The 26,022-nt window shown below is 60.6% G+C and carries 23 protein-coding genes; 5 read left to right on the top strand and 18 right to left on the bottom strand.

The genetic code is table 11. The features are described from left to right. Window positions 1-81 precede the first annotated feature (81 nt). Together ACP26L_RS22715 and ACP26L_RS22720 are read left to right on the top strand one after the other, a co-directional pair. Entirely contained in the window at window positions 82-393 is a 312-nt protein-coding gene (locus tag ACP26L_RS22715) for a hypothetical protein (protein WP_426446616.1), read from the top strand. Continuing rightward, the gene (locus tag ACP26L_RS22720) at window positions 390-1,715 is read left to right on the top strand and encodes a cytochrome P450 (protein WP_426446618.1); all 1,326 of its coding nucleotides are present in this window, start codon (window positions 390-392) and stop codon (window positions 1,713-1,715) included. Before ACP26L_RS22715 ends, ACP26L_RS22720 begins: the two co-directional genes overlap by 4 nt. A gap of 1,074 nt (window positions 1,716-2,789) precedes the next feature. Here ACP26L_RS22720 and ACP26L_RS22725 read toward each other — a convergent pair. The 5 genes from ACP26L_RS22725 to ACP26L_RS22745 form a co-directional block, all read right to left on the bottom strand. Beyond that, a complete protein-coding gene (locus ACP26L_RS22725; protein ID WP_426446620.1) occupies window positions 2,790-4,550 on the bottom strand; it encodes a SulP family inorganic anion transporter in 1,761 nt (586 codons plus the stop codon). A 40-nt stretch (window positions 4,551-4,590) separates the two neighbouring features. Then, window positions 4,591-5,187, bottom strand: coding sequence for a beta-class carbonic anhydrase (locus ACP26L_RS22730; RefSeq protein ID WP_426446622.1), 597 nt, complete (start codon window positions 5,185-5,187; stop codon window positions 4,591-4,593). Window positions 5,188-5,442: 255 nt separating this feature from the next. Next, on the bottom strand, window positions 5,443-5,730 hold the full coding sequence (locus ACP26L_RS22735; RefSeq protein WP_426446624.1) for a hypothetical protein: 288 nt from the start codon (window positions 5,728-5,730) through the stop codon (window positions 5,443-5,445). 232 nt (window positions 5,731-5,962) lie between these two features. Continuing rightward, complete coding sequence (locus ACP26L_RS22740) at window positions 5,963-6,514, bottom strand: cysteine hydrolase family protein (protein WP_426446626.1); 552 nt, start codon at window positions 6,512-6,514, stop codon at window positions 5,963-5,965. Further along, window positions 6,495-6,884 (bottom strand): GIY-YIG nuclease family protein, encoded by a 390-nt coding sequence (locus ACP26L_RS22745; RefSeq protein WP_426446628.1) that lies wholly within the window; start codon window positions 6,882-6,884, stop codon window positions 6,495-6,497. Before ACP26L_RS22745 ends, ACP26L_RS22740 begins: the two co-directional genes overlap by 20 nt. Before the next feature lie 296 nt (window positions 6,885-7,180). On the opposite strand from ACP26L_RS22745, the gene pelA reads away from it, so the two are divergent. Continuing rightward, window positions 7,181-8,926 (top strand): pectate lyase, encoded by a 1,746-nt coding sequence (pelA, locus tag ACP26L_RS22750; RefSeq protein ID WP_426446630.1) that lies wholly within the window; start codon window positions 7,181-7,183, stop codon window positions 8,924-8,926. Window positions 8,927-9,248: 322 nt separating this feature from the next. On the opposite strand, the gene ACP26L_RS22755 is transcribed toward pelA, so the two are convergent. The 9 genes from ACP26L_RS22755 to ACP26L_RS22795 form a co-directional block, all read right to left on the bottom strand. Beyond that, on the bottom strand, window positions 9,249-9,839 hold the full coding sequence (locus ACP26L_RS22755) for an SLOG family protein (RefSeq protein ID WP_426446631.1): 591 nt from the start codon (window positions 9,837-9,839) through the stop codon (window positions 9,249-9,251). Window positions 9,840-10,033: 194 nt separating this feature from the next. Continuing rightward, complete coding sequence (locus ACP26L_RS22760; protein ID WP_426455055.1) at window positions 10,034-11,416, bottom strand: calcium-binding protein; 1,383 nt, start codon at window positions 11,414-11,416, stop codon at window positions 10,034-10,036. A gap of 349 nt (window positions 11,417-11,765) precedes the next feature. Beyond that, a complete protein-coding gene (locus ACP26L_RS22765) occupies window positions 11,766-13,166 on the bottom strand; it encodes a calcium-binding protein (RefSeq protein WP_426446633.1) in 1,401 nt (466 codons plus the stop codon). A gap of 176 nt (window positions 13,167-13,342) precedes the next feature. Beyond that, a complete protein-coding gene (locus tag ACP26L_RS22770; protein ID WP_426446635.1) occupies window positions 13,343-14,068 on the bottom strand; it encodes a ZIP family metal transporter in 726 nt (241 codons plus the stop codon). A gap of 464 nt (window positions 14,069-14,532) precedes the next feature. Continuing rightward, a complete protein-coding gene (locus ACP26L_RS22775) occupies window positions 14,533-14,787 on the bottom strand; it encodes a DUF7667 family protein (protein WP_426446637.1) in 255 nt (84 codons plus the stop codon). A gap of 145 nt (window positions 14,788-14,932) precedes the next feature. Next, the gene (locus ACP26L_RS22780) at window positions 14,933-16,948 is read right to left on the bottom strand and encodes a GTP-binding protein (RefSeq protein ID WP_426446639.1); all 2,016 of its coding nucleotides are present in this window, start codon (window positions 16,946-16,948) and stop codon (window positions 14,933-14,935) included. Window positions 16,949-16,973: 25 nt separating this feature from the next. Next, window positions 16,974-17,861 (bottom strand): alpha/beta fold hydrolase, encoded by an 888-nt coding sequence (locus tag ACP26L_RS22785; RefSeq protein ID WP_426446641.1) that lies wholly within the window; start codon window positions 17,859-17,861, stop codon window positions 16,974-16,976. After that, complete coding sequence (locus ACP26L_RS22790; protein WP_426446643.1) at window positions 17,858-18,175, bottom strand: Dabb family protein; 318 nt, start codon at window positions 18,173-18,175, stop codon at window positions 17,858-17,860. The genes ACP26L_RS22785 and ACP26L_RS22790 overlap by 4 nt, the downstream gene beginning before the upstream one ends. Before the next feature lie 73 nt (window positions 18,176-18,248). Beyond that, window positions 18,249-19,049 (bottom strand): polysaccharide deacetylase family protein, encoded by an 801-nt coding sequence (locus ACP26L_RS22795; protein ID WP_426455056.1) that lies wholly within the window; start codon window positions 19,047-19,049, stop codon window positions 18,249-18,251. A gap of 303 nt (window positions 19,050-19,352) precedes the next feature. Here ACP26L_RS22795 and ACP26L_RS22800 point away from each other — a divergent pair, with 303 nt between their 5' ends. Further along, window positions 19,353-20,711 carry an MATE family efflux transporter gene (locus ACP26L_RS22800; protein ID WP_426446645.1) on the top strand — a complete coding sequence of 453 codons (1,359 nt, stop codon included), beginning with the start codon at window positions 19,353-19,355 and terminating at the stop codon, window positions 20,709-20,711. A gap of 1,036 nt (window positions 20,712-21,747) precedes the next feature. Here the strand turns inward: ACP26L_RS22800 and ACP26L_RS22805 are convergent. Both ACP26L_RS22805 and ACP26L_RS22810 read right to left on the bottom strand, forming a co-directional pair. Further along, entirely contained in the window at window positions 21,748-23,700 is a 1,953-nt protein-coding gene (locus ACP26L_RS22805) for an ATP-dependent DNA helicase (RefSeq protein ID WP_426455058.1), read from the bottom strand. An 82-nt stretch (window positions 23,701-23,782) separates the two neighbouring features. Then, window positions 23,783-24,250: a hypothetical protein gene (locus ACP26L_RS22810; RefSeq protein ID WP_426446647.1), complete on the bottom strand. Its 468-nt coding sequence runs from the start codon at window positions 24,248-24,250 to the stop codon at window positions 23,783-23,785. Between ACP26L_RS22810 and ACP26L_RS22815 the strand changes: the two genes are divergently transcribed. Next, window positions 24,251-24,418, top strand: coding sequence for a hypothetical protein (locus ACP26L_RS22815; RefSeq protein ID WP_426446649.1), 168 nt, complete (start codon window positions 24,251-24,253; stop codon window positions 24,416-24,418). Between the two features lie 188 nt (window positions 24,419-24,606). Here ACP26L_RS22815 and ACP26L_RS22820 read toward each other — a convergent pair whose 3' ends face one another. Both ACP26L_RS22820 and opp4C read right to left on the bottom strand, forming a co-directional pair. Continuing rightward, window positions 24,607-24,846 (bottom strand): helix-turn-helix domain-containing protein, encoded by a 240-nt coding sequence (locus tag ACP26L_RS22820; RefSeq protein WP_426446651.1) that lies wholly within the window; start codon window positions 24,844-24,846, stop codon window positions 24,607-24,609. Window positions 24,847-25,142: 296 nt separating this feature from the next. Beyond that, window positions 25,143-26,021: an oligopeptide ABC transporter permease gene (opp4C, locus tag ACP26L_RS22825; protein ID WP_426446653.1), complete on the bottom strand. Its 879-nt coding sequence runs from the start codon at window positions 26,019-26,021 to the stop codon at window positions 25,143-25,145. Window position 26,022 lies beyond the last annotated feature (1 nt).

Genomic DNA, 26,022 nt, shown 5'->3' on the forward strand with positions numbered 1-26,022 from the left:
ACAAGCTTACCCCCACTACACTGTCCGGACTCCCACTTAGGGCCGGATTCCGACAGTTTCCGAAGGAGCAGACCGCCACTTATGAACCGTAAAGCAACCGAAGATGAAATTATCCGCGGCTACCAGCGGGATGAACAGATGATGATCCTCGTCTTCGCCCAGTGGTGCGTGAACCACGGGCTGGACCCCCACGAGGTGTACCTGCGGGCCTACCCCGCTCAAGGCGAGAATCCCGCGCTGCAGCAGGCGGTGGAGCTGACCGTGCCTAAGGAGGAAGCGGGCGAGATTCCTGACGAGACCGTGCTCGGGGTCCTGTCCCTGTTCGGCAACGAGGAGCTCGCGTTCGTGGTTACCGAAGAAATCGACCGCCGGCGGCAGAAGCGAACAAGATGAGTTCCATCCAGGGAATCCGCACCTCCCGGCTGCGCAACTTTTTCGCTTTCCAGCGCGATCCGCTCGGCTTCATGGTCGAGCAGCTGCATGAAGGGGAGCTCGTCTCGCTGCGGACAAGCCGCACGCGGCCTACCTTCATCGTCAACTCACCGCGCTTCGTGCAGAGCATTCTCGTCAGCCAGGAAGCCTCCTTCCGCAAGGGCCGCTCGTCGGACGTGCTCCGCCGCACGCTCGGCGACGGGCTTCTTACGACGGAGAAGGAGACGCACAGCACACAGCGCCGGTATATGCAGCCGGCCTTCTATAAGGAGCGCATCCAGGCTTATGCCGAGACCGTAAGAGCACTGACCCGGGAGGCGGCCGGCCGGATTCAGCCCGGGGAGATCGTCGCATTGCATGACGAGCTGATGCAGCTTACCCTCACGATCATTGCCAAAACGATGTTCGGCGCCGAGGTGGAAGAACTCAAGGCGGAGCTCGCCCATGCCGTGAACGATACGATCGAGCGGACGGCGAAGACGCTGTTCTCCCCGCTGGTGCTCCCGCTCTCCTATCCCACGCCCGGCAACCGGGTGCACCGGCGGGCGATCCGTACGCTTGAGGAGATGGTCTATGCGGTCATGGACGAAGCGGCCCGGTCCCCGGAAAAGCACCGCAGCACCCTGCTCGGGATGCTGCTCGATACAACAGACGCCGGGGGCGCACCGCTCTCCCGGGAGGAGATCCGGGACCAGATGATGACGATGCTCCTTGCGGGCCACGAGACGACAGCCAACCTGCTGACCTGGGTGCTGTACAGCCTGGGCCGGGAGCCTGAAGCCGCCGCGGAGCTGTACCGCGAGCTTGATGAGCAGCTCGGCGCGGGCCCGCCCACCGCCTTCGAGGCGTACCGCCGGTTCTCTTATCTGCCGAAGGTCATCCAGGAGGCGCTGAGGCTCTATCCCCCGGCCTGGATGATCCTGAGAGAATCCGAGGAAGAGCTGGTGATGCATGGCGAAACGTTCCCGGCCGGCAGCACCTTCCTCATCTCCCCCTACGCCATCCACCGGAATGGGGAGGTGTTCGAGGAGCCGCTGGCCTTCCGCCCCCACCGGTTCGACGGCGGGGAAAGCGCCTGGCCGCGCTTCGCCTACTTCCCCTTCGGCGGCGGGGCGCGGGGGTGCATCGGCTCGAACTTCGCCATGATGGAGGCGTCCCTGATCCTCTCCGGCCTTTGCGAATCGCTGCACTTCGAGCCGCTCGACCCGACCCCCGCCGTGCCTGAGCCGCTCGTGTCCCTGCGGATCCGGGGCGGCCTGCGCATGCGGGCGGTCAGGCGATAGGACGCTCGAACGCTCGGCTGTATCTTTTGGCGTTCCGTTGTGCTTCGGGCGCTCGGCTGTATCTTTTGGCGTTCCGTTGTGCTTCGCACAAAGGTCACTTTCCAAAAGATATAGCCTCGCTTGGCAGAAGGAACAAAGGCGGATGCTTTCGCACGGCTTCGCTTCCGCTCCGTTTTTACGAGCGACAGGGCGCTCGGCTGTATCTTTTGGCGTTCCGTTGTGCTTCGCACAAAGGTCACTTTCCAAAAGATATAGCCTCGCTTGGCAGAAGGAACAAAGGCGGATGCTTTCGCACGGCTTCGCTTCCGCTCCGTTTTTACGAGCGACAGGGCGCTCGGCTGTATCTTTTGGCGTTCCGTTATGCTTCGCACAAAGGTCACTTTCCAAAAGATATTGCCTCGCTGGCAGGAGGAACAAAGGCGGATGCTTTCGCACGGCTTCGCTTCCGCTCCGTTTTTACGAGCGACAGGGCGCTCGGCTGTATCTTTTGGCGTTCCGTTGTGCTTCGCACAAAGGTCACTTTCCAAAAGATATAGCCTCGCTGGCAGGAGGAACAAAGGCGGGCGCTTTCGCTGTGTTTGAAGCTACATATGATATAAACAAAAGCCGTCCGGCATTACTCCGGACGGCTTTTGTTGTAGACAACCTCCCTCGACAGGGTTCGTGTACGTGTTTTTTGTAGTCCTTGCCGCAACATGGACGGTAAACTCTTGGTAATTCCAAATAGAGAAACTCAGATGCCTTATTCGGATATTTCCCGTTATTTCCCGCAAAATAGCGGAACTCCAGTGCGTTATCCGTGGCCGTTTGGTCGAAAATCCACTTTTCGCGCAGGAATAGCGAACATCAGTTTCTTTATTTTCAAAAGTCCCCTGGCAATGAAGCAGATAAGGCATTTCAGTTCCGCTAATCCCCATGGCAGACGTTATTAAATCCTACTTACACGAGGAGCACGTGGAGTAACTTCACGTGCTCCTCGCGGGGCCTCCCGCTGCGCACACGCGACTCCTCGCGAGCCGGCTCCCACTCCGGGGCTGCCCCGCTTGGCGCAGGCAGCCTCGTGCCGGCTGCCGGCTAGCCTTGCAGTACGCCTGCGCCGGAGCGGTCCGGGCGCAGGGCGGCCGGGGCGGGCTTCGACAGCTCGGTGCACTCGTCGAAGGTGAACTGCCGGCAGCCCGAGCAGCGCGCGGGGCTGACCCTGCGCAGGGCGTAAGCGATCGCTTCCCCGGTGCGGCGGAACAACCGCTCCTCGCCGATCTTCTCGCTGAGGCCGCTGCTGTCCAGGATCGGCCGGACGGCCGGCGTAATGCCCGTGAGCAGCAGCATACCGCCCCGCGCCTTGACCTCCTCGGCGATATCGGCCAGTGCCGCCTCGCCGGTCGTATCCATATCGCTGACCTTGCCCATCCGCAGCAGGAGAATCGGCTGCGGTCCGTCGGCGGCCAGCTTCTCCTTGATCGTATCGACAAAGTCGGACGAGGTGCCGAAGAAGAGCGGGCCTTCGACCGTGAAGATCGCGATCTGCGGGCAGGAACGCTCCTTCCCTGTCCGAGTTGGCTTCACGAGTTTGTCCTGCGGATCGGGGAGCACGCCTTCAAGCTTCAGCGTGCGGCTCATCCGCTTGATGAAGAGCACGGCGGCCAGCACCAGCCCGGCGCCTACCGCGGTCGTCAGGTCGGCGAATACCGTGAGCAGGAAGGTGACGACCAGCACGACAGAGTCGCCGGTCCGCGTTTTGAGCACATGCATGAACTCATGCCGCTCGCTCATATTCCATGCGACGAACATGAGGATCGGCGCCATAGCCGCCAGCGGGATGTGCGAAGCATAAGGCGCGCACACCAGCAGGACGAGGAGCACTACGAGGGCATGGATGACGCCCGAGAACGGCGAGGCCGCTCCGTTCTTAATGTTCGTTGCCGTCCGGGCTATGGCTCCGGTCGCGGGAATTCCGCCGAAGAGCGGGGTGACCATATTCGCTATGCCCTGGCCGATCAGCTCTTTGTTGCTGTTATGCTTGTCCCCGCCCATCCGGTCGGCGACCATGGCCGAGAGCAGGGACTCGATCCCGCCGAGCATCGCGATGACGAAGGCGGCTGGCAGCAGATCTACGACGAGGTCCCAGGACAGCGCCGGCAGCTTAAAGGTCGGCAGACCGGTCGGGATCGCCCCGTAGGTCGAGCCGATCGTATCGATCTTCCCGCGGAAGAACAGCACCGCGGCGAGCGTTGCGGCAATAAGTCCGGCCAGCGCAGGCGGCACCTTGGTGGTCAGCCGGCTGGTCAGCAGCAGCACGGTCAGGCAGATGACGGCCGTTCCGACGCTGTACCAGTTCACGGTTTCGATATGCACGGCGATTTCGCGCATATTCTCATGGAAGGCTTCCTTTTTCTTGACGTTGCGCAGCCCGAGAAAATGCGCGATCTGTCCGCTGAAAATAATGACCGCAATCCCTGTCGTAAAGCCGATCGTCACCGGCCTTGGGATGTAGCGCATGAGCGAGCCCAGCTTGAAGAGGCCCAGCAGCACCAGCATGATGCCAGCCATGAAGCCCGCAATAAGCAGGTTCTCATAGCCGTGCTCCATGACGATCGCGAAGAGGATCGGGACGAACGCACCGGTAGGCCCGGCGATCTGAAACTTGGAGCCCCCGAGCAGTGAGACAAGCAGACCGGCGAGAATGACCGTATATATGCCATATTCCGGACGCACCCCCGAAGCGATGGCAAATGCCATGCCCAGTGGAATCGCCACGATGCCGACGATCAGCCCTGCCGCAATGTCTCTTTTCAAATAAGCGGCGTTATAGCCTCGAAACCGGATGTCGGATAACATCACTGCACGCTCCTTCCTATAATCGGTCATGGGACACGCGTTAGATCAATGCCTCTGCTGACTGCTCCCGAGCCAGAAATTCGCCGCCGTCTACAACGAGATCGAGCCGGCCGGTCGACGGATGAATCACCATCCCGTGCACCGGGACCTTGGCCGGGAACAGCGGATGCAAACGGATCATGTTCACGCTGTTCGCCACACTCTCCTCAATGTTACTGAAGCCCGTCAGCCACCCGTTCAGGTCGATCCCCGCATAGGTCAGCGTCCGGATATGCTCTTCCGCAATGCCGTACCGCTTGGCGCTCTCCAGCACATTGGCGCTCTCCAGGTTGGCCATGCCGCATTCGTGGTGCCCGATCACGCATACTTCCTCGGCCTTCAGCTCGTAGATGGCGAGGAGAATGCTGCGCATAATGCTCCCGAACGGGTGCGATACGACGGCACCGGCGTTCTTGATCACCTTGGCGTCCCCGTTGCGCAGCCCCATCGCCTGCGGCAGCAGCTCGAGCAGCCGCGTGTCCATGCAGGTGAGGATGACCAGCTTTTTGTCCGGAAACTTGGTCGTCTCGTAAGCCGTATACCGCTTCTCCTCAACAAATGCCCGGTTGTGTTCCAGAATTGCATGAATAGCTGACATCTTAAATTCCCTCCACTCAATATTTTACTAGAAAATAATTTAGTAGATTACTTTTTCTAACTTATTTTCCAATTTTTATATTATCACATGTCATCTACCCAAACCTTAATGTAAGATTAAAAAGTTATGTTACTTTTGTGAACATGATCCCGTCAACAAAGCTCTTCTATTAAAAAACAAAAAAACCGCTCCATCGAGGAGCGGCACTTGCGCTGCGGACCGGTTCGGCCGGGTGCAGATAACGACACTGCGGCTTCACCCTATCCCATACAGGGAAGCCATGCAGTCCACAAACATTTTGTTGTATTCCTGGCGGGACAGGTCCCTGCTGCATGCGATGTCTCTGCCGAGAAACTCATGCCAAGAGATGCGGATATCGCCCTTCTTATAAAGAAAAAGCTCATGCTGAAGCCGGAACGTATCGTTCTCGAACTCGGGAACCTGCTTGAAATCAAGCCTCTCGCCGCGCTGTTCGGCCACCAGGGTAGCGAGCAGGATCAGCATTTTAAACGGATCGTCGTACATTTCGTAAGTAGTGTCCATCGTTATAGGTCACGCTCCCTTCAAGGTACTGCCATCTTACAACAGAGCGGAGCTCAAGGCATAGGACTTTGGCGCACCTCATGAGAATTTCAAAGAAACTCAGCAGAATTCTGTAGAAATTCCGGATGAGCCCCTGCTCTACCCAGTATACGCAGCCCGCCGCTCTATCAAACACGCCGCCCTTGAAGAGCCCACGAAAGGCGCCTGCTTCACCTATCCGGGGCAGTGCCCCTTATCCGAACCGCACCGCAGCCGCCTCCTGCAGCTCGGCGAACAAGCCCCCAAGCACCTTATGGTGATGGGCGATGATCCCCTCCGCCTTCAGAACTTCGGAGTCGAAGGTCGTATGGCCGTCCTTCACGAGAATCACCTCGTAACCGAGCCCGAAGGCGGAACGGCAGGCCGTATCGACACAGTACTCGGTCTGAATCCCCGTGACCACCAGCCGGCCGATTCCCTCCCTCTGCAGCAGCTCGTGCAGCCCTGTTCCCAGGAAGGGATCCGCATGGCTTTTGTTCAGGGCGAGGTCACCCGGCTGCGGCGCAATCTCCGGATGAACGTGCCAGATCGGCCCGCCCTCCCCTCTCGGAGAGCCGGGCTCCTCCGTATGCCGAATATAAATGACGGGCGCCCCCGCCGCACGCGCCCTCGCAATCAAGCCGCTCAACGTGCCGATCAGTTCCCCGCCGCGGTACAGCTCTAGGCCCCCATAGTCTTTCCATATAAAAGGAGCAACCTGCACATCCACAACGAGCAGCGCCGTCTTATTCCCCTGCTTCTCCATCCGCTTCCGCCTCCTTCGGTCTGTTATAGCCCTTCTCACCGTAAGGCTGAAGCCGCTCGAGCCACTTCGCTTCAAGCTTCTTCAGCGCATCCTTTGCATCGAAATAGCCTGTTTCCTTGCGCTCCAGCACCTCGAGCACTTCCATAGTAAATGCCTCTTCTCCATAGAGCTTCCAATCGGCCTGCAGCCCGGCGATTTTGCTCCCGCCCATGTTCAGCTCCATCTTCTTCCCGTTCATCGTTCTAAAATTCGGCGTAGCGGTTACCCAGCGTTTGCCGTTAACGGTATTGAGAATTTGGTACACTCCACCGGTGATTTTGGTCTCTTTGTAGAGCTGCAGCAGCTCTGCCTTGCGTTCTGAATGTTTCATCACAGTACCTCCTAGCATTTAAACAAATAGTTGGTTTGTTTGTTTATTTTTATATAGATATATTATGTTATTGTTTAGTGTTTAGTCAATGATTTCTTATTCTACCGAAGTGCCTCCTGCTTTCTCCGACGCACCTTTGGACAAGCCCAGTCAATTTTAGCGGGAAACGGACAATAGGGAATAAAGAAAAAATTGGAACGGGTACGCTACAATGAAACCGTTATCAATTAAGCGAAGCAAACGAAAGCCTCTTCCCATCGCTTCTCATTCCTTGTAATCAGGAGGTCAGCTCAATCATGACAACGCATTCTTGGCATCACCGCCGGTGGCTCGCGGCCCTCTGTGCCGTAAGCCTGCTGCTGCCGGCCGCTCCTACCGCTCTTCGTGCAGCGGAAGCAGACCAGGGCACCGCAGAACCGGTCCGGATCGTCCATGCGCAGGCCCTTACGCCCACCACCATCCAGTTCACCCTAAGCGGTAAGCTCACGTCGCTAGAGCCCTCGGACTTCGAAGTGCAGGCGGCGCTAGGCGACTGGAACAGCCTGAATCCGCAGCTGAACAGCGATTACACGATCAAGTCGGCATCCCTCGGCACCGATGCGCAGGGCCGTTCGGTCGTGACGCTGGAGACAGCACAGGGGCTGAACCCCGACGCTACCTTCACTCGGACGCATGCTGAGAATCCGAAGAGCGTCCCTTACCTCAACGCCACTTACTATACGGGAGACCGTGCCGCCGATATCCAGCAGGCGGACAACCTGCTTACTTGGCAGATGGACCATGGCGGCTGGTACAAGATGGGCGACAAGTACAAGCGCGCCTGGGACGGCACCGAAGCCAAATCCGACTGGAAAGCGCCGGACGGCACGGAGCTCGGGACGATCGATAACAATGCGACGACCAACGAAATTCTTTTCCTGTCGGTCATGTACAAGGAAACCGGGGACGAGCGCTACCGGGATGCCGTGCTGAGAGGGTTCGCGTTTCTCGAGAAACTTCAGTATGCAAGCGGAGGCTGGGCTCAGGTGTACCCGGCGCGCGGCAATTATTCGGATCATGTGACGTACAACGATAACGCCATGATGAGGGTCATGAATGTGCTGAGTATGGCCCGGGACCGGAAGTATCCGTTCAACTCCTCCCTGCTTCCGGAGGGAGCCGAGCAGAAGCTTGCGGCGAGCCTGGACCGCGGCCTCGATTACATCCTGAAATCGCAGATCGCCGTCAACGGCAAGCTGACCGCCTGGTGCGCCCAGCACGACCCGGTCACCTACGAGCCCCGCGGCGCCCGCGCTTACGAGCATCCGTCGATCTCCGGCTCGGAGTCGATCGAGATCATCAAGTACCTGTTGGCGCTGCCCGAGCAGACGCCGGAGGTGAAGCGGGCGGCGGACAGCGCCCTGGCCTACTTCGAAGCAAGCAAGCTCAGCGGGATCAAATACGTGTCGGCCGACCCGAACAACGTCTACTTCGTGCCGGATCCGGCAACGGACACCTGGTACCGGTTCTACGATATCGCGACGAACCTCCCTATCTTCTCGGGGCGTGACGGGGTGATCAAGCACAATATTCTGGAGATCGAGGCCGAACGCCGCAACGGCTACCGGTGGGCAGGCTCCTGGGCTCAGAAGCTGCTAGCCACGGTCAAGAGCACCGGCTACTACGAAGGCCGCGTCTATGTCAAGATTGCCGGCAGCGCGTCGCAGACGGCACAGGGCGGCGGGCTTGCGGTGGGGGATCTGGAACGCATTGAAGACGGCATCCGCCCGTCCCTCACGCTGGTCGAGCCCGGCCGGAAGACCGGCAATCATTACAACGTGGACGGGAACAGCATCAGCCTGAAGGGCACGGTCAGCGAGAAGGCCGCCGTACAGGTGAACGGCGCTGAGGCGTCCGTAGGCAAGGACCTCAGCTTCAGCTCCGGCCCTCTCGCCCTCCACCCGGGCCGCAACGAGTTCACCGTTACAGCCGTCGACCGTGCCGGCAACACGTCCGATCCTCTCCGGGTCAACGTCGTACCGACAGGCAAAACCAGAAAATAGCACCGCAGCGCGCCGTCATCGACGGTGACCGCCTGCTTCTTCTACGCACATAGCAGCCATGCAAAAAGAGGCCGCACCTTAACGTCCGAACATCGGACATCAGGTGCGGCCTTATGTATTGGCTTGGCGCGGTCTCTTCTCCGGCCTGACATTGGACCCGGCTCGGCCGGAAAGAAGCGTCTTGCGGCGCTCCACTAGCGGAGCAGGCAGACGGGCGGACGGGCAGACCGCCTGTGCAGGACGGGGACCGACAAGCCTTGTACGCTGCTCAGCTCCCGGAGGCAGAAGCTGCAGCTTAAGGAAGCGGTCGGCACGCCCGGAGCTAGCTGTCGTATCGCAGCTGCTCCTCCTCGGCGATCTGCTGCAGATCGAACGCATTGATGGCGAGAATGCGGTACCCTTCCTCCTTCTCGGCGTGCTTCAGCGCCATCTCCCGGATGAACCGGGGAGAACCGCCCTGCTCTTCATCGTAGACCAGCAGGAGCCCGTCGGAGTTGCGGAGCAGGAAGCGGTCCTTTTCCTTGAACTGCCACGGTCCGTCATACTTCGTCTTCGTGACGCTGTTGACGTAATCGGCACGTGCGGTCAGCGCCCGGTAGATGTTCTGCTTGTCCTCGCTCCAATTCTCCTCGGGCTCGATGAACGGCGTAATGACGGCAAGCTGAAGCGGCCAGCCTTCCGCCTTCAGCTCCAGCGCGGCCTCCGCCGCCCACAGCTCAACGCCCCACTGGCCGCTGATGATGACCCATTCGAGCCCCTCTTCCAGCAGGGACAGGAGCTTCGCCCGCACGGCTTTTTTGATGATGGGAATGCCGGGATGCTTCAGCGAGAAGATGCCGAGCTCCGACGCTTTATATCCGGTAACAAGCACACGTTTCAAGGGGTAACGCTCCTCTGTCCGGCCAGGGGGCATGCCCTGGCCTTCATGTTGTTATGTAGGATTCCACAACCGGCCCGCCAAACCCTCCCTCTGCACAAAAAAAGACGGCCGCCGGATAACCGGTAAACCGTCTTAAAGCGAGAATCATCCCATCTTGGAAGGCGCAGGTGCGCCGGCCGCCGCGAGGCAGCCACGTCTGCCGGCCGCGCAAATACGCTCTCGCCCGATTAAGCCAAGGCCGGCGCGCCGCCTGCGGCGAGCAGCAGACTCAGCTCCTGGGCGCTCCCTGCGGCCTCCGCCGCCTCGCCTGCGCCGCCGGACGCAGGTGCCGCCGCCATCGCCTGGATGATTTTCTCCACATCGGAATCCGTCCAGACCGTGCCGTCCGCCAGCTCGAAGCGCTCGATCCGGTACGAGCCGTTGACGAAGAAGCGGTCCACGATCAGCTCTTGTCCGTCCGCTTCGAAGACCAGATTCGCGCCGTCGCGGGAGAGGCTCAGATCATCCCTCCCCAGATCAGCGAAGACCAGCGTATCCTGCTCCCCTTTGTTTCCGTAGTCAGCCACCAGGGAGGAGCCCAGCACGGAGCCGACCACGTACCGGTCCTCGCCCTGCCCGCCCGAGAGCCAGTTATTGCTGCTGCTCCCGAGCGTGGTCAGCACATCATTCCCGCTGCCCCCGAACAGCTCCGAGAACCCGAGTGCACTCGTCAGCGTATCCTGGCCGGCCCCTCCGTCGAACCGGTTGTACCCTCCATCGCCATGCTCCGCCGTCTGGATCGTATCGTTGCCGCCTTCGCCCAAGATCGCCGTACCTTCCAGGGACGAGTAATTTACCGCTGTAAGCGTGTCCTCCCCGTTGCCGCCCTTGTACACGTTATAGATGCCGGAAACCGCGAACTGGTCATTGCCCCCGTCGCCGTGGTAAGTGTTGCCGACGTTGCCATGATCGTACCAGGCGTCCACCGCATTCACGAAGGTGTCATTCCCGCTGCCGCCAATGAAGAACGATCCCTCCGAATGGTAGCTCGTGAACGAGTCGTCTCCCGCTTCCCCATCGATCCGGTGGCCGCCGCTCTCCGACACGCTGAAGCTCTCATTACCCTCGCCTCCGCGCACGGAGCTGCCGGAGACGCGCAGGCCTTCGAAGCTGACAAAATCGTTTCCTGCGCCCAGATTCACCGTATTACCCTCATAGGGATCCCCGAGCCCCGCAGCCTCACTGCGCACCACGTCATCCCCGGCACCGAGCGATACCTCATTGCGGGAACCGAGCAGCTGCAACCTGTCCGAGCCCGCCCCGCCCGTGATGAGGTTCGAGCTGCCCCGCACCTCTATCTGGTCATTGCCGTCGTTGCCGTGGACCGCGTTCTCTCCGGATGTGACCAGAAGGCGGTCATTGCCTCCCTCGCCGTAGAGGGTGTTGCTTGAGCCCGTCACTCCGATCGTGTCACTGCCGTCTCCCCCGTGCAGTACGTTGCTTTGGCTCGCCGCGGCGAGCACATCATCCCCAGCCAGCGCGAACAGATGCTCTCCGCCCACTCCTGAGGCCACCAATACGTCATTCTCCTGGGTCCCGAATATCAGCTTAGCTTCCGTCGTTCCCGCCACAACAATCACCCTCCCAAGGTATCCTTCTTCCTTCACTTCATGGGCAGCAGCCCTCCTCTTTCCCGCCACAGCCTGCTGCTGATGTCCTCTCCATGCTATCATACCGTGATGCCCTCATGAAGACGGTTTCACCTAAATTTTTCTTGATTTGGTAAAGAAGCTCTTTACAGAAAGACAGGGTAAGATAACCGGCTTCGCCGTCCTTTAGAGACGAGGCGCGCTTATTAAACATATAAGATGACGGGATCGAGCCGAGGCGAGATACACATTCTTATCGTTCAAAAAAGCCGTTCAAGGCAGCAGCGCAGGGCTCCCGGCAGGAACGGCTAACAGGTTCAGTTGATAAAAGCTACAGAAGGGTCTGCCCGTGGCTTGCAGCTAGCAGCAGGGATAGCTCATCCCCGCGCTCCGAAACGGATGCCGCTTCATGGGTGCCGCCGGTTCCGGGTGCGGCGGCCATCGCCTGAATCAGGCTTTCGACCTCCTTGTCGGTCCATACCGCACCGTCCGCGAATTCGAACTGCTCGATCCGGGCTGCCTTGCTGTCAAAGAAATGCTCGACGATCAGCCGCTCCGTGCCGGTTCCGTTCGAAATCTCAAGATCATCTCCCGTACGCGAGGCCGACACCTCATCCGCATCCACGGCCAGGAACCTTACGCGGTCCTGCTCGTTCCAGACGCCATCCTCCCGGATCGTGTTGGTTCCGACGCCGGGGCCGATCTCGTACAGGTCCTCCCCTTTGCCCCCTGTCAGCGTGTTCTCCAGAGAATAGCCGGTCCAGGTGTAACCGGTTACAGATAACGTGTCACTGCCGGCCCCGCCTTTGAGCGTATTGTAGAAAGACACCGAGGTGAGGGCATCGCGGCCTTCCCCTCCGTCAAGCACGTTGCCTGTGCCGCCCGAAGGAAATTCGATCGACAGCTCGTCATCCCCCCCGTCGCCCTTCAGCACCGAGGCATAGAGCGAGGTATAAGCTTCGACCCGCAGCGTATCCCTGCCGGCCCCGCCCAGGAACATGTTGTCCTCGCCCGAGCTTGCAAAGGAATCATCCCCCTCATTGCCGAAGTACCGGTTGCCGGAGCTGCCGTCCTGTCCGTGTTCGTCCAGCGCATTCTTGAAGGAATCGTCACCGGCGCCTCCGACGAACACTGATCTGTAGATGTTGAGGGCCCCGAAGCTGTCGTCTCCGGCTCCCCCTTCCAGCCGGTTGTCCCCTGACTCCCGTGCGAACAGACTGTCACTGCCCTCGCCGGCCAGGACCGTGTTGTGATGACCCCAGAGATCAAGGCTGTCATTCCCGTTCCCGAGCTCGATCCGGTTGTAATCCGAGGGATTCAGCTCGTCGAACTTCTCGAACGTCACTTCATCGTTCCCATCCCCTGTGATCAGGGTGCTCCGGTCCCCCGCGAAGCTGAGCGTATCCTCGCCGGCACCGCCGGTGACCAGGTTGTCCGCTCCCGTAATCCAGAAGGAATCGTTCCCTCCGTTGCCATGGATCCGGTTATACTCGGCATCCACCGTAAGCTTGTCATCCCCCTCCTCCCCATATAAGACGTTGTGACTGCCCAGCACCTCAAAATAGTCACTGCCGAGGCCCCCGTGAATATCCGTATATCCACTTTCACGAAAAACCTGGATCCGGTCATCGCCGTCCGAGGCGAAGATCCGGTCTCCCCCTTCCTGCGAAGCCGTCAAGTTGTCGCTGCCTCTCGTACCGAACACGATACGGGGTTGTGCCGGGTTACTCATCTTTTGCATCATCCTTCCTTCGATGGTTGATTATGGTTCCCCTCCACCTCCATCGTAGCACACTCCCCTGCTCCGGTGTACTCCCTTCGGTATCTTCTTGTTACTTTTGTCCGGTATTCCAACAAACCGGGAGGAGAGGCCTCCGGCGGCTTGTCCGTCTATGTATCGCACCCTGGTCACAGCACCTGCAGCAGAATCAGCATGAGCAGAAAGCCGGACATGAACGAGAATGTCGCCGACAGCTCCCTGCCGTTCTCCTGGCTCTCCGGGATGAGCTCCTTGAACAAAATGAAGAGCATCGCCCCTGCCGCAAAGGACAGCCCATACGGCACCAGCGAGCCCACCGTCTGGGACAAGCCGTAGCCGAGCAGCGAAGAGACGATCTCGACGGCTCCGGTGAGCGTCGCCACACCGAACGCCTTCCAGCGGCTGATCTTCTGGGTCACGAGGAACAGGGCGACCATCAGCCCCTCCGGGGCATTCTGCAGCCCGATCGCCAGTGCGATGATCCCGCCGAGAGCCTGGTCCTGACTCGCATAGCTGACCCCGACGGACAGTCCCTCCGGGATATTGTGGAGGGTGATGGCGGCCAGCACCAACAGCGCCTTCGGGTCAAGCACCGGGTTCTCCCTCCTTGCGACAGGCAGATAAGGCACCCCCTTCTCTACCAGGGCCAGCACCGCCGTACCCAGCAGCACGCCGGCCGAAATGACCCAGACATTGCCCTGCTTCAGCGCCTCCGGGATCAGACTGAAGGTAGTCGCCACGATCATGATGCCCGAAGAGAGCGCGAGCAGCATATCCCTCAGGCGCTGGGTCGCTCCTCTCAGCACCAGGATCAACAGCGCCCCCGCTCCGGTCGACATCGCAGACAGTACACTTCCCCATACCACTTCCCTCATACGGCATCTTCCTCTCTCTGTAAGGACCGCAGACGGCCCGCAGTCCGCCCATAGACGGGACGGTCCGCTCCGCCGTCGATGCGGTTCCCTCTTCATTACCGCAATCCGGACCGGGCGACGCAGGAAGGGACGGGGCCCGGCTCCTGTCCGCCCCTTGTGCTGAAGGGCCGTGCACCCCGTCCGCCAGCATCCAATCCTGACACCCCATGGAGGGCGTCCTGCCCATCCCGAATGGAAGCGTTTCGCCGCGCCGCCTATATTCGCAGAGGGGACGAAAAGGAAAAAACCGACCCGGGGGGTCGGCTGATGTCACAACGGCACTCTTATAAATCGTCTTGTGTTATGCGGAGAACGGGACCGGGCACTGCCCGATCCGATGGGGAGTCCGCTCCCCGGTTTGTCACGCTGCGGGTCCCTACTCCTGTATTTTCTCCGCCGCCTGAGTTCACCCGCCGGCCAAGCGGCTACAGGCTGGGCTTCTTCCAGCCCAGGTCCCCCTGGCTCTCCAGCTTATCGATCTGCGCGCAGATCTCGTGCTGCCAATCGGTATCGCCGGTTAGCGAAGCGGCCAGCGACAGATTATATAACCCTGCCAGCTTCCTGGCATAGATAGCATTGTAATGCAGACAGGCAGTGACTTCGGACTGCTCGTCTTCCGTGAGCTCCCTGGCCTTTTGAAGCGTCCAAAGTTCCGCAAGCCGCCAATGTACAGCAAGCATTCGCCGATCCCTCCAGTGTCATACGTGTCTTCACCAGTATGGACAGGGACCGGAGTCTTTAGTCCGCGTCTTCTTCGTTCCATGGGACACCGTCCCGCTGCCCGGCCTGTACAGCCCTTCCGGCAGCTCCACCGGCCTGCGGCGCTTATCCGGACAGCGCGCTGCGCGCCGCCAAGATGTATTTCGCCTGGTCGAGGGGATTCACGCCCCGCCTGGGCCGCTCCGCTCTCACGTCCGGCGGCGCCTCCTGATAGCCGGCGAAGGAGGTCGCCAGCACGCCCCGTCCCTTCGTCAGCGACCCGAGGCGGGACGGGAAGCCGAGCGAGGTGGCCACCGGCAGGAGGCCCTCCATCTCCATCCGTCCGCTTGGGCCGACCGACGTTTCAAAGGAGGCGCGCATCTCCGCCAGCTCATGCAGCAGCCGGCCGGCGTACTCCTCCGGCGCCGAGAGCCGGAAGCGCAGCAGCGGCTCGAGGAGCTTCGTGCCGGTATGGGCCAGCCCGTCCATGATGCCCATGGGCGTCGCAACGACAAAATCGAGCGGATGCGTGTGCCACACGTGGTGCTCCCCTTCCAGCAGCGTCACCAAGAGGTCGGTAACCTCCCAGCCGGACAGCCCCTGCTGAAGCGCCTCCGGCACCCGCCGGGCCACTTCGTTCTGGTAGCTTTCCAGCAGCCGCTCCTCGCGGGCCAGAGACTTGTAACGCAGGCCGCTGCCCCGCTCGCCCGGCTCGATCCTGAAGCGCAGCACAGCCCAGCACGGCTTCGGCATCGTATATGCGATGAAGCCCTCGCCCGAGGATGCCGGCGTCTCCTTGTAGATGACCGACGGCGGGCCGAAGACGACCCGCTGGCCGAACCGGCTCTGGAGCTGGTGGGCCAGCACCTCCATTTGGATCGGCCCCATGACCCGCACATGCAGCTCCCGGTCCTCCGGGAGCCACTGGAGGTCGAGGAGCGGGTCCTCGTCCGCAAGCTCCTGGAAGGCGGCCACGACCGCAGGGTAGGCCGCCCCGCTGTCCCAGTGCACCTGCACGGTCAGGAGCGGAACCGCGAGCGGCTGCGCGCCCGGCACGAAGTCCGGCGAGCCCAGAATGTCCCCGATGCGGGCGCGGCTGAGCCCGTACACCGCGGCGATATCCCCTGCGGCGAGCGGCCCCATGTCCTCGGTCCGGGCTCCCTCGATCCGCCGGATCTGCGTCACCTTCTCCTGCAGTCCGCGGGTATGGTTGGTCACCGTATCCCGGTTGCGGATCGTCCCGCTGTATAGGCGTACATAAGCGATGCGGCCCATCGCCGGGTCCTTGTCCAGCTTGAACACCACACCGGACAAGCCCCCTTCCGCCGGCATCACGGGCGGGGGCAGCAGCTGCACGACGGCATCCAGAAGCTCCGTCACGCCGATGTCCCGCGCCGATGCCCCGAAGAGCACCGGGAAGCATTCGCCCCGGCGGGCCGCTTCGGCGATGACAGGCCGCATCTCCGACGGGGACAGACCTCCCTCCTCCAGATACCTCTGCAGGAGAGCCTCCTCCCGCTCCGCCGCCGCTTCGGAGAGCAGGTCCAGGTAAGGCGCCGGGCTGCCCGCGGGCGCCTCCTCCGCCTGCGTGATCCCGAGCAGGTCGGCGGAGCCGGTGAAGTGCGCTTCCGCCCCCAGCGGCGCCTGGACCGGTACGGCCTCCGGCGAGAGCGCTCGCCGCACCCCCTCCAGCGTCCGCAGCCCGTCGGCCCCTGTACGGTCCAGCTTGTTGATATAGATCAGCGTTGGAATGCCCAGCGCCCGCAGCGCCTGCCAGACCACTTCCGTCTGCGCCTGCACCCCTTCAACCGCCGAGACGACGAGAATCGCGCCGTCCATGACGCGCAGCGAGCGCTCGACCTCCGAGAGAAAGTCGACATGACCCGACGTATCGACGAGGTTGATGTCGATGCCCTTCCAGCTGCAGCGTGTAACGGCCGCCCGGACCGAGATCCCGCGCTCGCGCTCCACGTCCATCCAGTCGGTCTGCGCCGTGCCGTCGTCCACGCTTCCCAGGGTTCGGATGCGTCCGCTGCGGTACAGCATTTGCTCGGCCGTCGTTGTTTTGCCGGCATCGACATGGGCGAAGATCCCCACATTGCGCAGCCCGCGCCCCCCAGCTTGTTGTTCTGACCGATTCATGAGGCTGTAGGCTCCTGTTCCTGTTCTATTCGCTGCTGCCAAACCAATCCTGAAGCAGCCGGTTTACCGTCCCCGCTTCCTCATGCTGTACCCAGTGCGTAGCCTGGGGCAGCTTCTCGAGCCGCCCGCCGGCCGTACAGTACCGCAGGCTCTCTTCCGCCATCTCCGGGAGCAGAAACTGATCCTGTTCCCCCCAGATGATCAGGACGGGCACCGGGATATCCCGGATCGGGGCCCGGTTCTTCCTGCGCCAGAAGCACCGGTACCAGTTCAGCATGCTCGTATAAGCACGGGGCTCCCCCCACGCCTGCCGGTACCGCTCCAGATCGCTCTCGGTGAAGGTTCCCTCCCTGGAGCTCTTCCGCAGCACTTCCGTGATCGTTTTCCAGCGGTCCCAGCGTGCCGTAAGCTCCGGCAGCCAGGGAAGCTGGAAGAACGCGGCGTACGAGCTGCGCATCATCTGACGCACCGAGGTGCGTACTTTATGGAACATCACCTCGGGGTGCGGCACATTCAGGATCGCCGTCCTGCGGACCTTCTCCGGGTAGAGCGCCGAGGTGTACCAGGCGGCCATCGCTCCGAAGTCATGCCCGGCCAGGTAAGCCGGCCCCCCGCCGGCAGCATCGATCAGGCCCGCGATGTCAGCGGCCAGAAGGTTCATCGCATAGGCTTCGATCCTCTCCGGCTTGTCGCTGAGCGCGTATCCCCGCTGGTCCGGCACCCAGACCCGGAAGCCTTGGGCGGCAAGATAAGGAATCTGGCTTTTCCACCCGTACCAAAATTCCGGAAAGCCGTGCAGCAGCACGACCAGCGGCCCGTCCTCCGGACCGCAGGTGACCACATGAAGCCGGATGCCGTTCGTCTCCACGAAGCGTTCCGACAAGCTGCCTCCTAAGCCTTCCACGCTGTTCACACGCGTGCAGGCAGCGTCTGGAAGTCAATCTCCAGGAAGCGCGTGACTTCCTTCTCCCAGCGCTCCGACACGAAGGCCGTGTGAACGGGATGGGCATTGTAAGCCTCATAGGCGGCCGCATCCGCAAAATCCATTGAGAACCCGTAGTCGTAATCATTCTTCGGGCTGACCTGGCGCAGCACCTCGAAACGGGTGACGCCCGGAATCGAAGTCAGCTGGGCCCGGCCGTCCTCCAGAAACTGCTCGGCTGCTGGCGAGCCTTCGGCGTGCTTCAGACAAAAGATCACCATATGGCGAATGGATTGGGATTTCATGAGGGTACTCCTCCTTTGGATTCGTTTTCAATGAATGACGTCCATGTATGTATAACCTGGAATAAGACCGCAATCAGACCAGCTTCACCTGCGCGCCCCCAGGCACTTCGACAATCCGGTCATCCGCCTGGAGCCATACGGAGGAAGCGGACGGGTTATGGACAAAGGTGGAATCGGCGGAAAACTGCAGCCCGCGGAAGGCCGCCAGGTAGTCGACAATCTCGATATTGGTCGCATACCAGATGTCCTCCCGGCCTCCGATGTATTCGCAGAAGCTCTCGATGCGGTCCCAGTTGTTGTCGTTATCGAATTCATAGCTGTGTCCCCATACATACATCATATAAAGGTACTGCTTTTTGTGCAGTCCGGCGAACTGCTCCGCCAGGCTCATCAGCGGCCCGTTGTGATGGCAGGTCGGCTTCCACTCGTGCCAGTCATCCGGCATGCCGAAGCCTCCTGTGCTCTCCACGGTCCGGGAGTACTCGATCCCGAGGAAGGGCAGCAGCTCCTTAATCAGCCGGCTGTAGGAGCCGTTCGGGTAGGACATGCCCCTGACCGGATAATTCACGAGCCGCTCGAGACCTCGGCGGTCCTGGGAGATCTCCTCCACGAGCTGCTCCTTGGGGCTGCGCGCTATCGTCGGATGGGTCACCGTGTGGGCCGACACTTCGTGGCCCCGGTACTGCTCTGCGATCTCTTCGGCAGCCAGTCGATCGCCGGTTCCAAGCAGCCCCGAATTCAGATGGAAGGTGCCTTTGATTCCGTGCGTGTTCAGGATGCCGATCAGCCGGCGATCCGCCGCACGGCCGTCATCATAGCTCAGCGTGAGCACCTTGTGCTTCCCTTCCGGGAAGGTTACGATTACTTTGGGCATGGGTCCGGTTTCACCTCTTGGATAGGAGTGGTTGGTTCGTCTCACAGCCGCCTGCATGGACTGCCTGCTGCCGGTTTCTTGGGAGTTCATTCTATTATAAAACAGATCGGCGAAGATTTCATGAAACGTTTCAATATCGTCCATGAAATCGGAGGGCGAGCCGCCCTTGCGTATCCGCCGGAGAATCGCTGTGGTGCGCTGTTCCGACCTGCTCCGCCCCCGAGTTGTTCCCCGTCCCCGACTCTGCTATGATAGTGGTTATGTCTTTTTTCTCTATCTTACTTGTAAAGGAATACATATGTCATGAAACAAACATTCACCCGCATGCAAAAAATGCGCCAGCTCCTGATCATCCTGCTGCCGATTCTCGTCACCCAGGTCACCATGTTCGCGATGACCTTCTTCGATACTTTCATGTCCGGCCATGCCAGCTCCACGGACCTCGCGGGCGTCGCCATCGGCGCCTCGATCTGGGTGCCGGTACAGACCGGCCTGACAGGGATCCTCTTCGCGGTCACCCCTATGATCGCCCAGCTCGTCGGCGAGAAGCGCCATGACCGCGTTGGCTTCACCGTCATTCAGGGTGTTTATGTCGCCGTGATCGTTGCGGCTGCGGTAGCGGCGGCCGGATTCCTGGCGCTGGATCCCGTGCTAGGCCGCATGAATCTCGAAGCCACCGTCCGTGATATTGCCCGCGGCTTTCTAACGGCTATCTCCGCCGGGATCCTGCCCTTGTTCGTCTATACCGTGCTCCGCTGCTTCATGGACGGCCTCGGGCAGACCCGCATGTCGATGATGATCACCTTAATCTCCCTGCCCGTGAATGCGGCGCTGAACTACCTGCTCATATTCGGCAAGTTCGGCTTCCCGCGGCTTGGCGGGATCGGTGCAGGCGTGGCGTCGGCCATCACCTACTGGGTAATCTGCCTCATTGCCGCGTTCTTCATCTCCCGCTCGCACCCGTTCGCTGAGTACCGGGTGTTCGGACGGCTGCACGGCCTGTCGCTCCGTGCCTGCGGCGAGCTGCTGCGGATCGGGGTGCCGATCGGCTTCGCGATTTTCTTCGAGACGAGCATCTTCGCCGCCGTCACGCTGCTCATGAGCGAATTCCAGACGGTGACCATTGCCGCCCACCAGGCCGCCCTGAACTTCGCCTCGTTTCTGTACATGATCCCGCTCTCCATCTCGATGGCGCTGACCATTCTCGTCGGCTTCGAGGCCGGAGCCCGCAGGGAAACGGACGCACGGCAGTACAGCTATCTTGGCATCGGGTCCGCCCTCGGCATGGCCGTGGTGTGCGCTGTAGTACTCCTGCTCTTCCGCAGACCGATCGCCGGCATCTACACGTCGGAGCCGGAGGTGCTGGGCCTTGTCGAGCATTTCCTGCTCTATGCGCTGTTCTTCCAGCTCTCCGATGCGCTCGCCGCACCGATCCAGGGCGCTCTGCGCGGCTACAAGGACGTCAACGTGACGCTGATCGTCGCCCTCGTGTCCTACTGGGTCATCGGCCTGCCCGTCGGCTACTGGCTCGCCCATACGGAGCTCGGCGCCTTCGGCTACTGGATCGGCCTCATCACCGGGCTGGCCTTCGGGGCCGCCGGCCTGTTCACCCGTCTCGCCTACGTGCAGCGCAGCCGGGCTCGGGAGAGCAAGGTGGCCTGAGGAGGCGGGGACGCATAGTAAATATACAAGCAAAGAACACCCTCCGATCCTGGAGGGTGTTCTTTGCTTGTAGCTGCCGCCGTGAGAACGATAGGGCCAAGGCAGGAGATGCAGGCACCCTCCTCGGCCGGGCCATCATGCGCAATATAGTAGACTGATCTGCAGCACCCACATGCCTCCGTTACCGGTCTGCTCGCTTAGGAAGCGAGTCCAACGGACTGCTCTGCGAGGCCCCATCACACCTTATCACCAGCGCCTCCCCTCAAGATGCGATACAGGCGAATCGCTCTACGGCTTCTCCCCTGTCACGGACTCATTCGGGCAAAAAGCAATACCCGTAACCTGGTTCCGCTGTGTTCCAGTGAGCTGGCTTTGGGCGTCCCTTCCGCCCCGTTACCGTAAGCCCGCGCTCTGTATGCAACCCGGTGGGCTGCTTTGCAGAGCCCCATTCAAACCCAGCCCAGACGTCCTCTAAATATAAAGGAACTACGATTCCTTATTAGGTTATTTCCCGCTATTTCCCAGATTTTAGCGGAACTCAGATGCGTTATTAGCTGTTTTTTCATTCCAAAACCACCTCAAGCCCTACAATAGCGAACCTCAGTTCCTCTATGTTCAATACAGCCCTTTAGATTTGGTACATAACGCATCTGAGTTCCGCTATTTCTGTGTTCAGCCGCCCAATGATGTCACTTTGCAGCTGGCTGACGGGCCCAAGCACCTATTGCGCGGATCCTATACGGTATGCGCACAAGAAAAGCCCGGGATCTCTCCCGGACTCCTGCTCTTCCAATATAATGCCGGCCTTTCAAGCATTCTAAGTACTCCTGGCACTCCAGGCACCTTATGCACCCCATCCACCCTAAGCACTCCGGAAACTCAAGCACTTAAAACCTACACATCTGCACTTTAGTTCGAGCACGCTAGGCATAAGCATTTTATGCACCTTACGCTCTGCAGGCACCCTACGTACTTGCGGCCCCCTTGGCACCCTAAACGCTCCAAGCCCTCCAAGCCACCCATCGCCTGCCGGGCTCTACTCCTGCAGCTCCTGCAGCCGGACGCCCTGCGGCAATACGGCCTCGATCCGCTCGCGGATCAAAGCGCTCTGCGGGCGCTGCTCGGCGAAGACCGCGACGATCCCGCTGTCCTCGCGCGAGCGGATGAGCCGCCCAATTCCCTGCCGCAGCCTCAGCAGCATGTATGGCAGCTCCACCTCCTCGAAAGGGGAGGCGGAAGCGGCACGCTTCACCATGAAGACCGGGTCCTGCGGAGGAAACGGCAGCGACCAGATGATGACGTTCGACAGCGACGGTCCCGGTACATCGAGCCCTTCCCAGAGCGAGAGAGCGCAGAGGACGCTCTCCTCGTCGGACTGGAACGCTTCGATGAGATGGCTGATCTCCGCATCGCCCTCGTAGAGGAAACGCAGCCCGGCACAGCCCGGCTGGTCCGCGATCTCGCTTTTGAAGCGGCGCAGCTCCTCCTTCGTCGAGAACAGCATGAGCGCCCGCCCCGCGGTCCGCTGCAGCAGCCGTGCCGCCGTGCCGAGCTTCTCCCCGAACGTCCCGCCTCCGGCCCATACCGGGTAATAAGCTTCCATCCGGTGCTCGTAATCGTAAGGAGACGGCACCGAGAAGGACAGATAGCTGCGGATGCCGAGACTATCCGCCACGTAATCGAACGAGCCTTCGACAGAGAGCGTCGCGGAGGAGAAGACGACCGGCATCTTCGCCGAGAAGACCTGCTCGCCGAGCACCTCCTTCACCGTGCGGGGCATGAGGCATAGCGTCAGCGCGCTGCCGCCGCCTTCCGCCCAGCAGATGAGCGTATCCGGAGAGTCGAACAGCTGCAGCGCCCGCTGCATCATCTCGAGGTGTTCCTCGACGATGCGCAGCTGATATTCGTTCAGGGTGTACAGCTCCCCCTCGAACACGAGCTCTTCCTCAATCGCCGTAAGCACGCTGCGGAAGCGGCGCACCTCCAGCAGCAGTTCAGGACTCAGGTCGATGCGCATCCGTTCGGAGCCGGGAATGGGGCTCGTCCGACGCTCGAGTTCGCGGAAAAGAACTTCGCTGCCGTCGATCGCCTCGTCGATGAGCACCGCCAGCGCCTCGCGGATCTCTCCCTGCAGCAGCCGGACGATGAGTTCCTCGAACACGGCATGCTTGAGCCTGTACGTCAGCGCCTTCTGCGCCGCCGTCTCGAGCAGGTGCCCTTCGTCGAAGACGACGGAGCTGTGTTCCGGCAGCAGCGGCAGCTGCCCCTCCCGCTTACGGCTGTCGGCAGTCCATACATGCTCCATGTAAAAATCATGCGAGCAGATGATGATGTCGGGGGATCGCCGGTAATGGTCCCTCGACAGCGTCTGGCCGCAGCGGTGCCGCTTCTCACACACGAAGCAGTCCTGGAACGCGTCCCAGCCTACCCGGCTCCACTGCTCGTCGGTCAGGTGCGGGTAGCCCTTGCGGTCGCCGTACGGGTGGAAGGTCTGCATGGCCGCATTCGTACGGACGAAGTCCGGCAGCCCTTCATACACCTCCTCGAACAGCTCGCCGTCATCATCCCGGAACCGGGCTTCGTCGAGCTTCATGAGGCACAGATACTGGTCCGGCGACTTGCCGAGTCTTGCGTCGATGGCCAGATCGAGATGCTCAGCCAGCTTGGCGACATCCCCGCCCGGCTTCACAAGCTGCTCGATCAGCGATTCGTCCGCACAGGCGATCACCGCGGGCTTCCGCGTATACCTGGCATAGCATACCGCATACAGAAGGTAGGCCAGTGTTTTGCCCGTACCCACCCCCGCTTCCGCAAAGATAATTTCCTTGTCCGCATACGCCCTCTCGAGCTGGAAGGCCATATAGATCTGCTCGTCCCGGACCTCGAAGCCCGCCTCGGGCAGGATATCATAGAACACATCCGCCACCCATTCCCCTACCTGCGCGGCAAAAGGACGGGACGGATCAAACGCAAAAGGGTACCGCTCCACTATCATTCGTTCCTCCATGACTTAAGAATCGTGCTGGGCTATGTATTCGACAGCCGGTACAGCCACTCCTGCAAGGGCAAGCTCACTCCTCCTCCATCTCCTGCCGGTAGAGCCGGATACAGAGGTAACCGAAGATAAAAAACATGAAGTAGGTGGACAAAAGCAGCAGGTCCCCCGCAAAATGGACGATGATATTCGAGAACCAGACGGAACAGAAAGTGAGCACCAGCACAAGGCGGAAGCGGCGCGACATCGCCGGACGGAAGTGCCTGCGCACCACCGTGAAGCCGAGCCGGAGAGCCACCATAACATAGGACATCAGGAAGATCAGGAACGCAAAGAACCACTCCTGATGCATAATCCCGCTGGCCAGGGAGACCGACGCCAGCTCCATCTGGTAATCGTTGACGATCATGGACGTCACATTCTCCATGAAGACGGCGATCCCGTAAGAGAGCGTCACCATCATGAACGAATCGGTGCGGTTCAACCGGAACAAATAGTGCATGCAAAGAGCGGCGGCTCCAATCTCTACGGGAGCATTCAGCATATGAAAGTAGGGATGAATCTGCATAAGCTGGATCAGAAGCCAGGACAGGGGCGTCATAAGGACGACGGTAATCAGCATAGGCCTCACGTAAGGCTTGAACTTTATCCGAAAAAAGGCAAGAGCGAGCATAAAAATACCGATCCAGGTGACAAAGAAGAAGGCAGCTAACGGCAAATTATCCAAGGGACTCACTCCTACTTGATTTGAGCTTCGTGGGTCTTTGGTCTCATATTTATAAGAAAAAAGACTCGTTAAGGATAATATTCGACATATTTCTGCGAATTCCTCTCGCTCGGCCGAAATCCATCCCCCCATTTTTCTCCTTCCGCCCCATGTCTATTCCAGAGGCTCTGCCCCTAAGCGTCTTCCCTTCCCGGGCCGTTCTTCACCGGCTCCCATTCGTACAAGGCACGCACCTCACAGCCCAGCGCGTCCGCGATGGAGACGGCCACCTGAAGCGGCATGATGCGCGTCATCTCTATATAATCATAAAGCTTCTCCGGCTTGTAGAGCAGCCTGGCTGCCAGCTCTTCCACCCGAAGCCCCTTCTCGTTCAACCGCTCCTGCAGCAAGCAGGCACGTGCTTCCATTTTCATGGCCATCCACCCTCTCCGTTCTTCCTGTGCATTCCTCAGCGCACCACGCTTCCCATTGTCTCCAGCCTTAGAAGAATTATCCGCTACCCTACCGAGCCCCTCTCCGCCCGTGCGACAAACAGGTGTTCAAAAATTGTACTCGTGGGCCGCTTCCCGCTACCCCCTCGAATACACTTACCCCCTGCATCCCGCAGACGATTGCCGGTGCGCATGACAAAAGGCGGCATCGCCGGGATACCGCCTTCCGCTCGCTTGGAGCTTTCCCCGCAGCATGAGGCTCAGCGGGCCAGCTCCGGTTACTTGGCATCGAGCGCACTGCGCAGCCCGTCGCCGATAAAGTTGAACGACATGATCGTCAGGAAAATCATGAAACCGGGGATAAAAGGCAGCCACGGCGCTTTGAGGAGGATCGTCAGGTTCTGGGCGCTCTGCAGCAGGTTGCCCCAGCTGGCCGCCGGCGGCTGGATGCCGAGCCCCAGGTAGCTCAGCGTCGATTCGGTGAGTATCATCGTGCCCATCTGCAGTGTGGCCGAGATGATCACGGGCGCGAGCGCGTTCGGCAGGATGTGGACGAAGATGATCCGCGCATCCGACATTCCGATCGTCCGGGCCGCCTCGACGAACTCCCGGTTCTTCACGGTGAGGATCTGGCCGCGGAGCAGCCTGGCCTTGCCCATCCAGCCGAAGATCACGAAGACCAGGATAATGTTGAGCAGGCTCGGCCGCAGCAGCGTCACCACGGCAATCATGACGAATAGGGACGGGAAGGCAAGCATCATGTCGACGAAGCGCATCAGCACGGCATCGACCCGGCCGCCGTAATACCCGGCCAGCGATCCTACCGTGACGCCGATGAGGACGTTGAGCACGACGGAGACGATGCCGACCGACAGCGAGACCCTCGCCCCATAGAGCACGCGGGAGAACAGATCTCGGCCGAGATCGTCGGTGCCGAACCAATGCTCCGCACTCGGCGGCTTCAGCCGGTTCAGCAGATCCTGCTCCGCCGGATCATGCGGGGCGATAACCGGCGCCAGCAGCGCCAGCAGGATGAGAACAATCATGATGACCAGGGACGCCATCGCCATCTTGTTGCGTTTGAACCGGGCCCACGCCCGGTTTTCCTTCTTGCTCGGGGCCGCCCCCGGCGGGACAGCTCCAATGGCTGCTTCCATA

This window comes from Paenibacillus sp. S-38 (genome assembly GCF_049942825.1).
Lineage (GTDB): Bacteria > Bacillota > Bacilli > Paenibacillales > NBRC-103111 > Paenibacillus_G.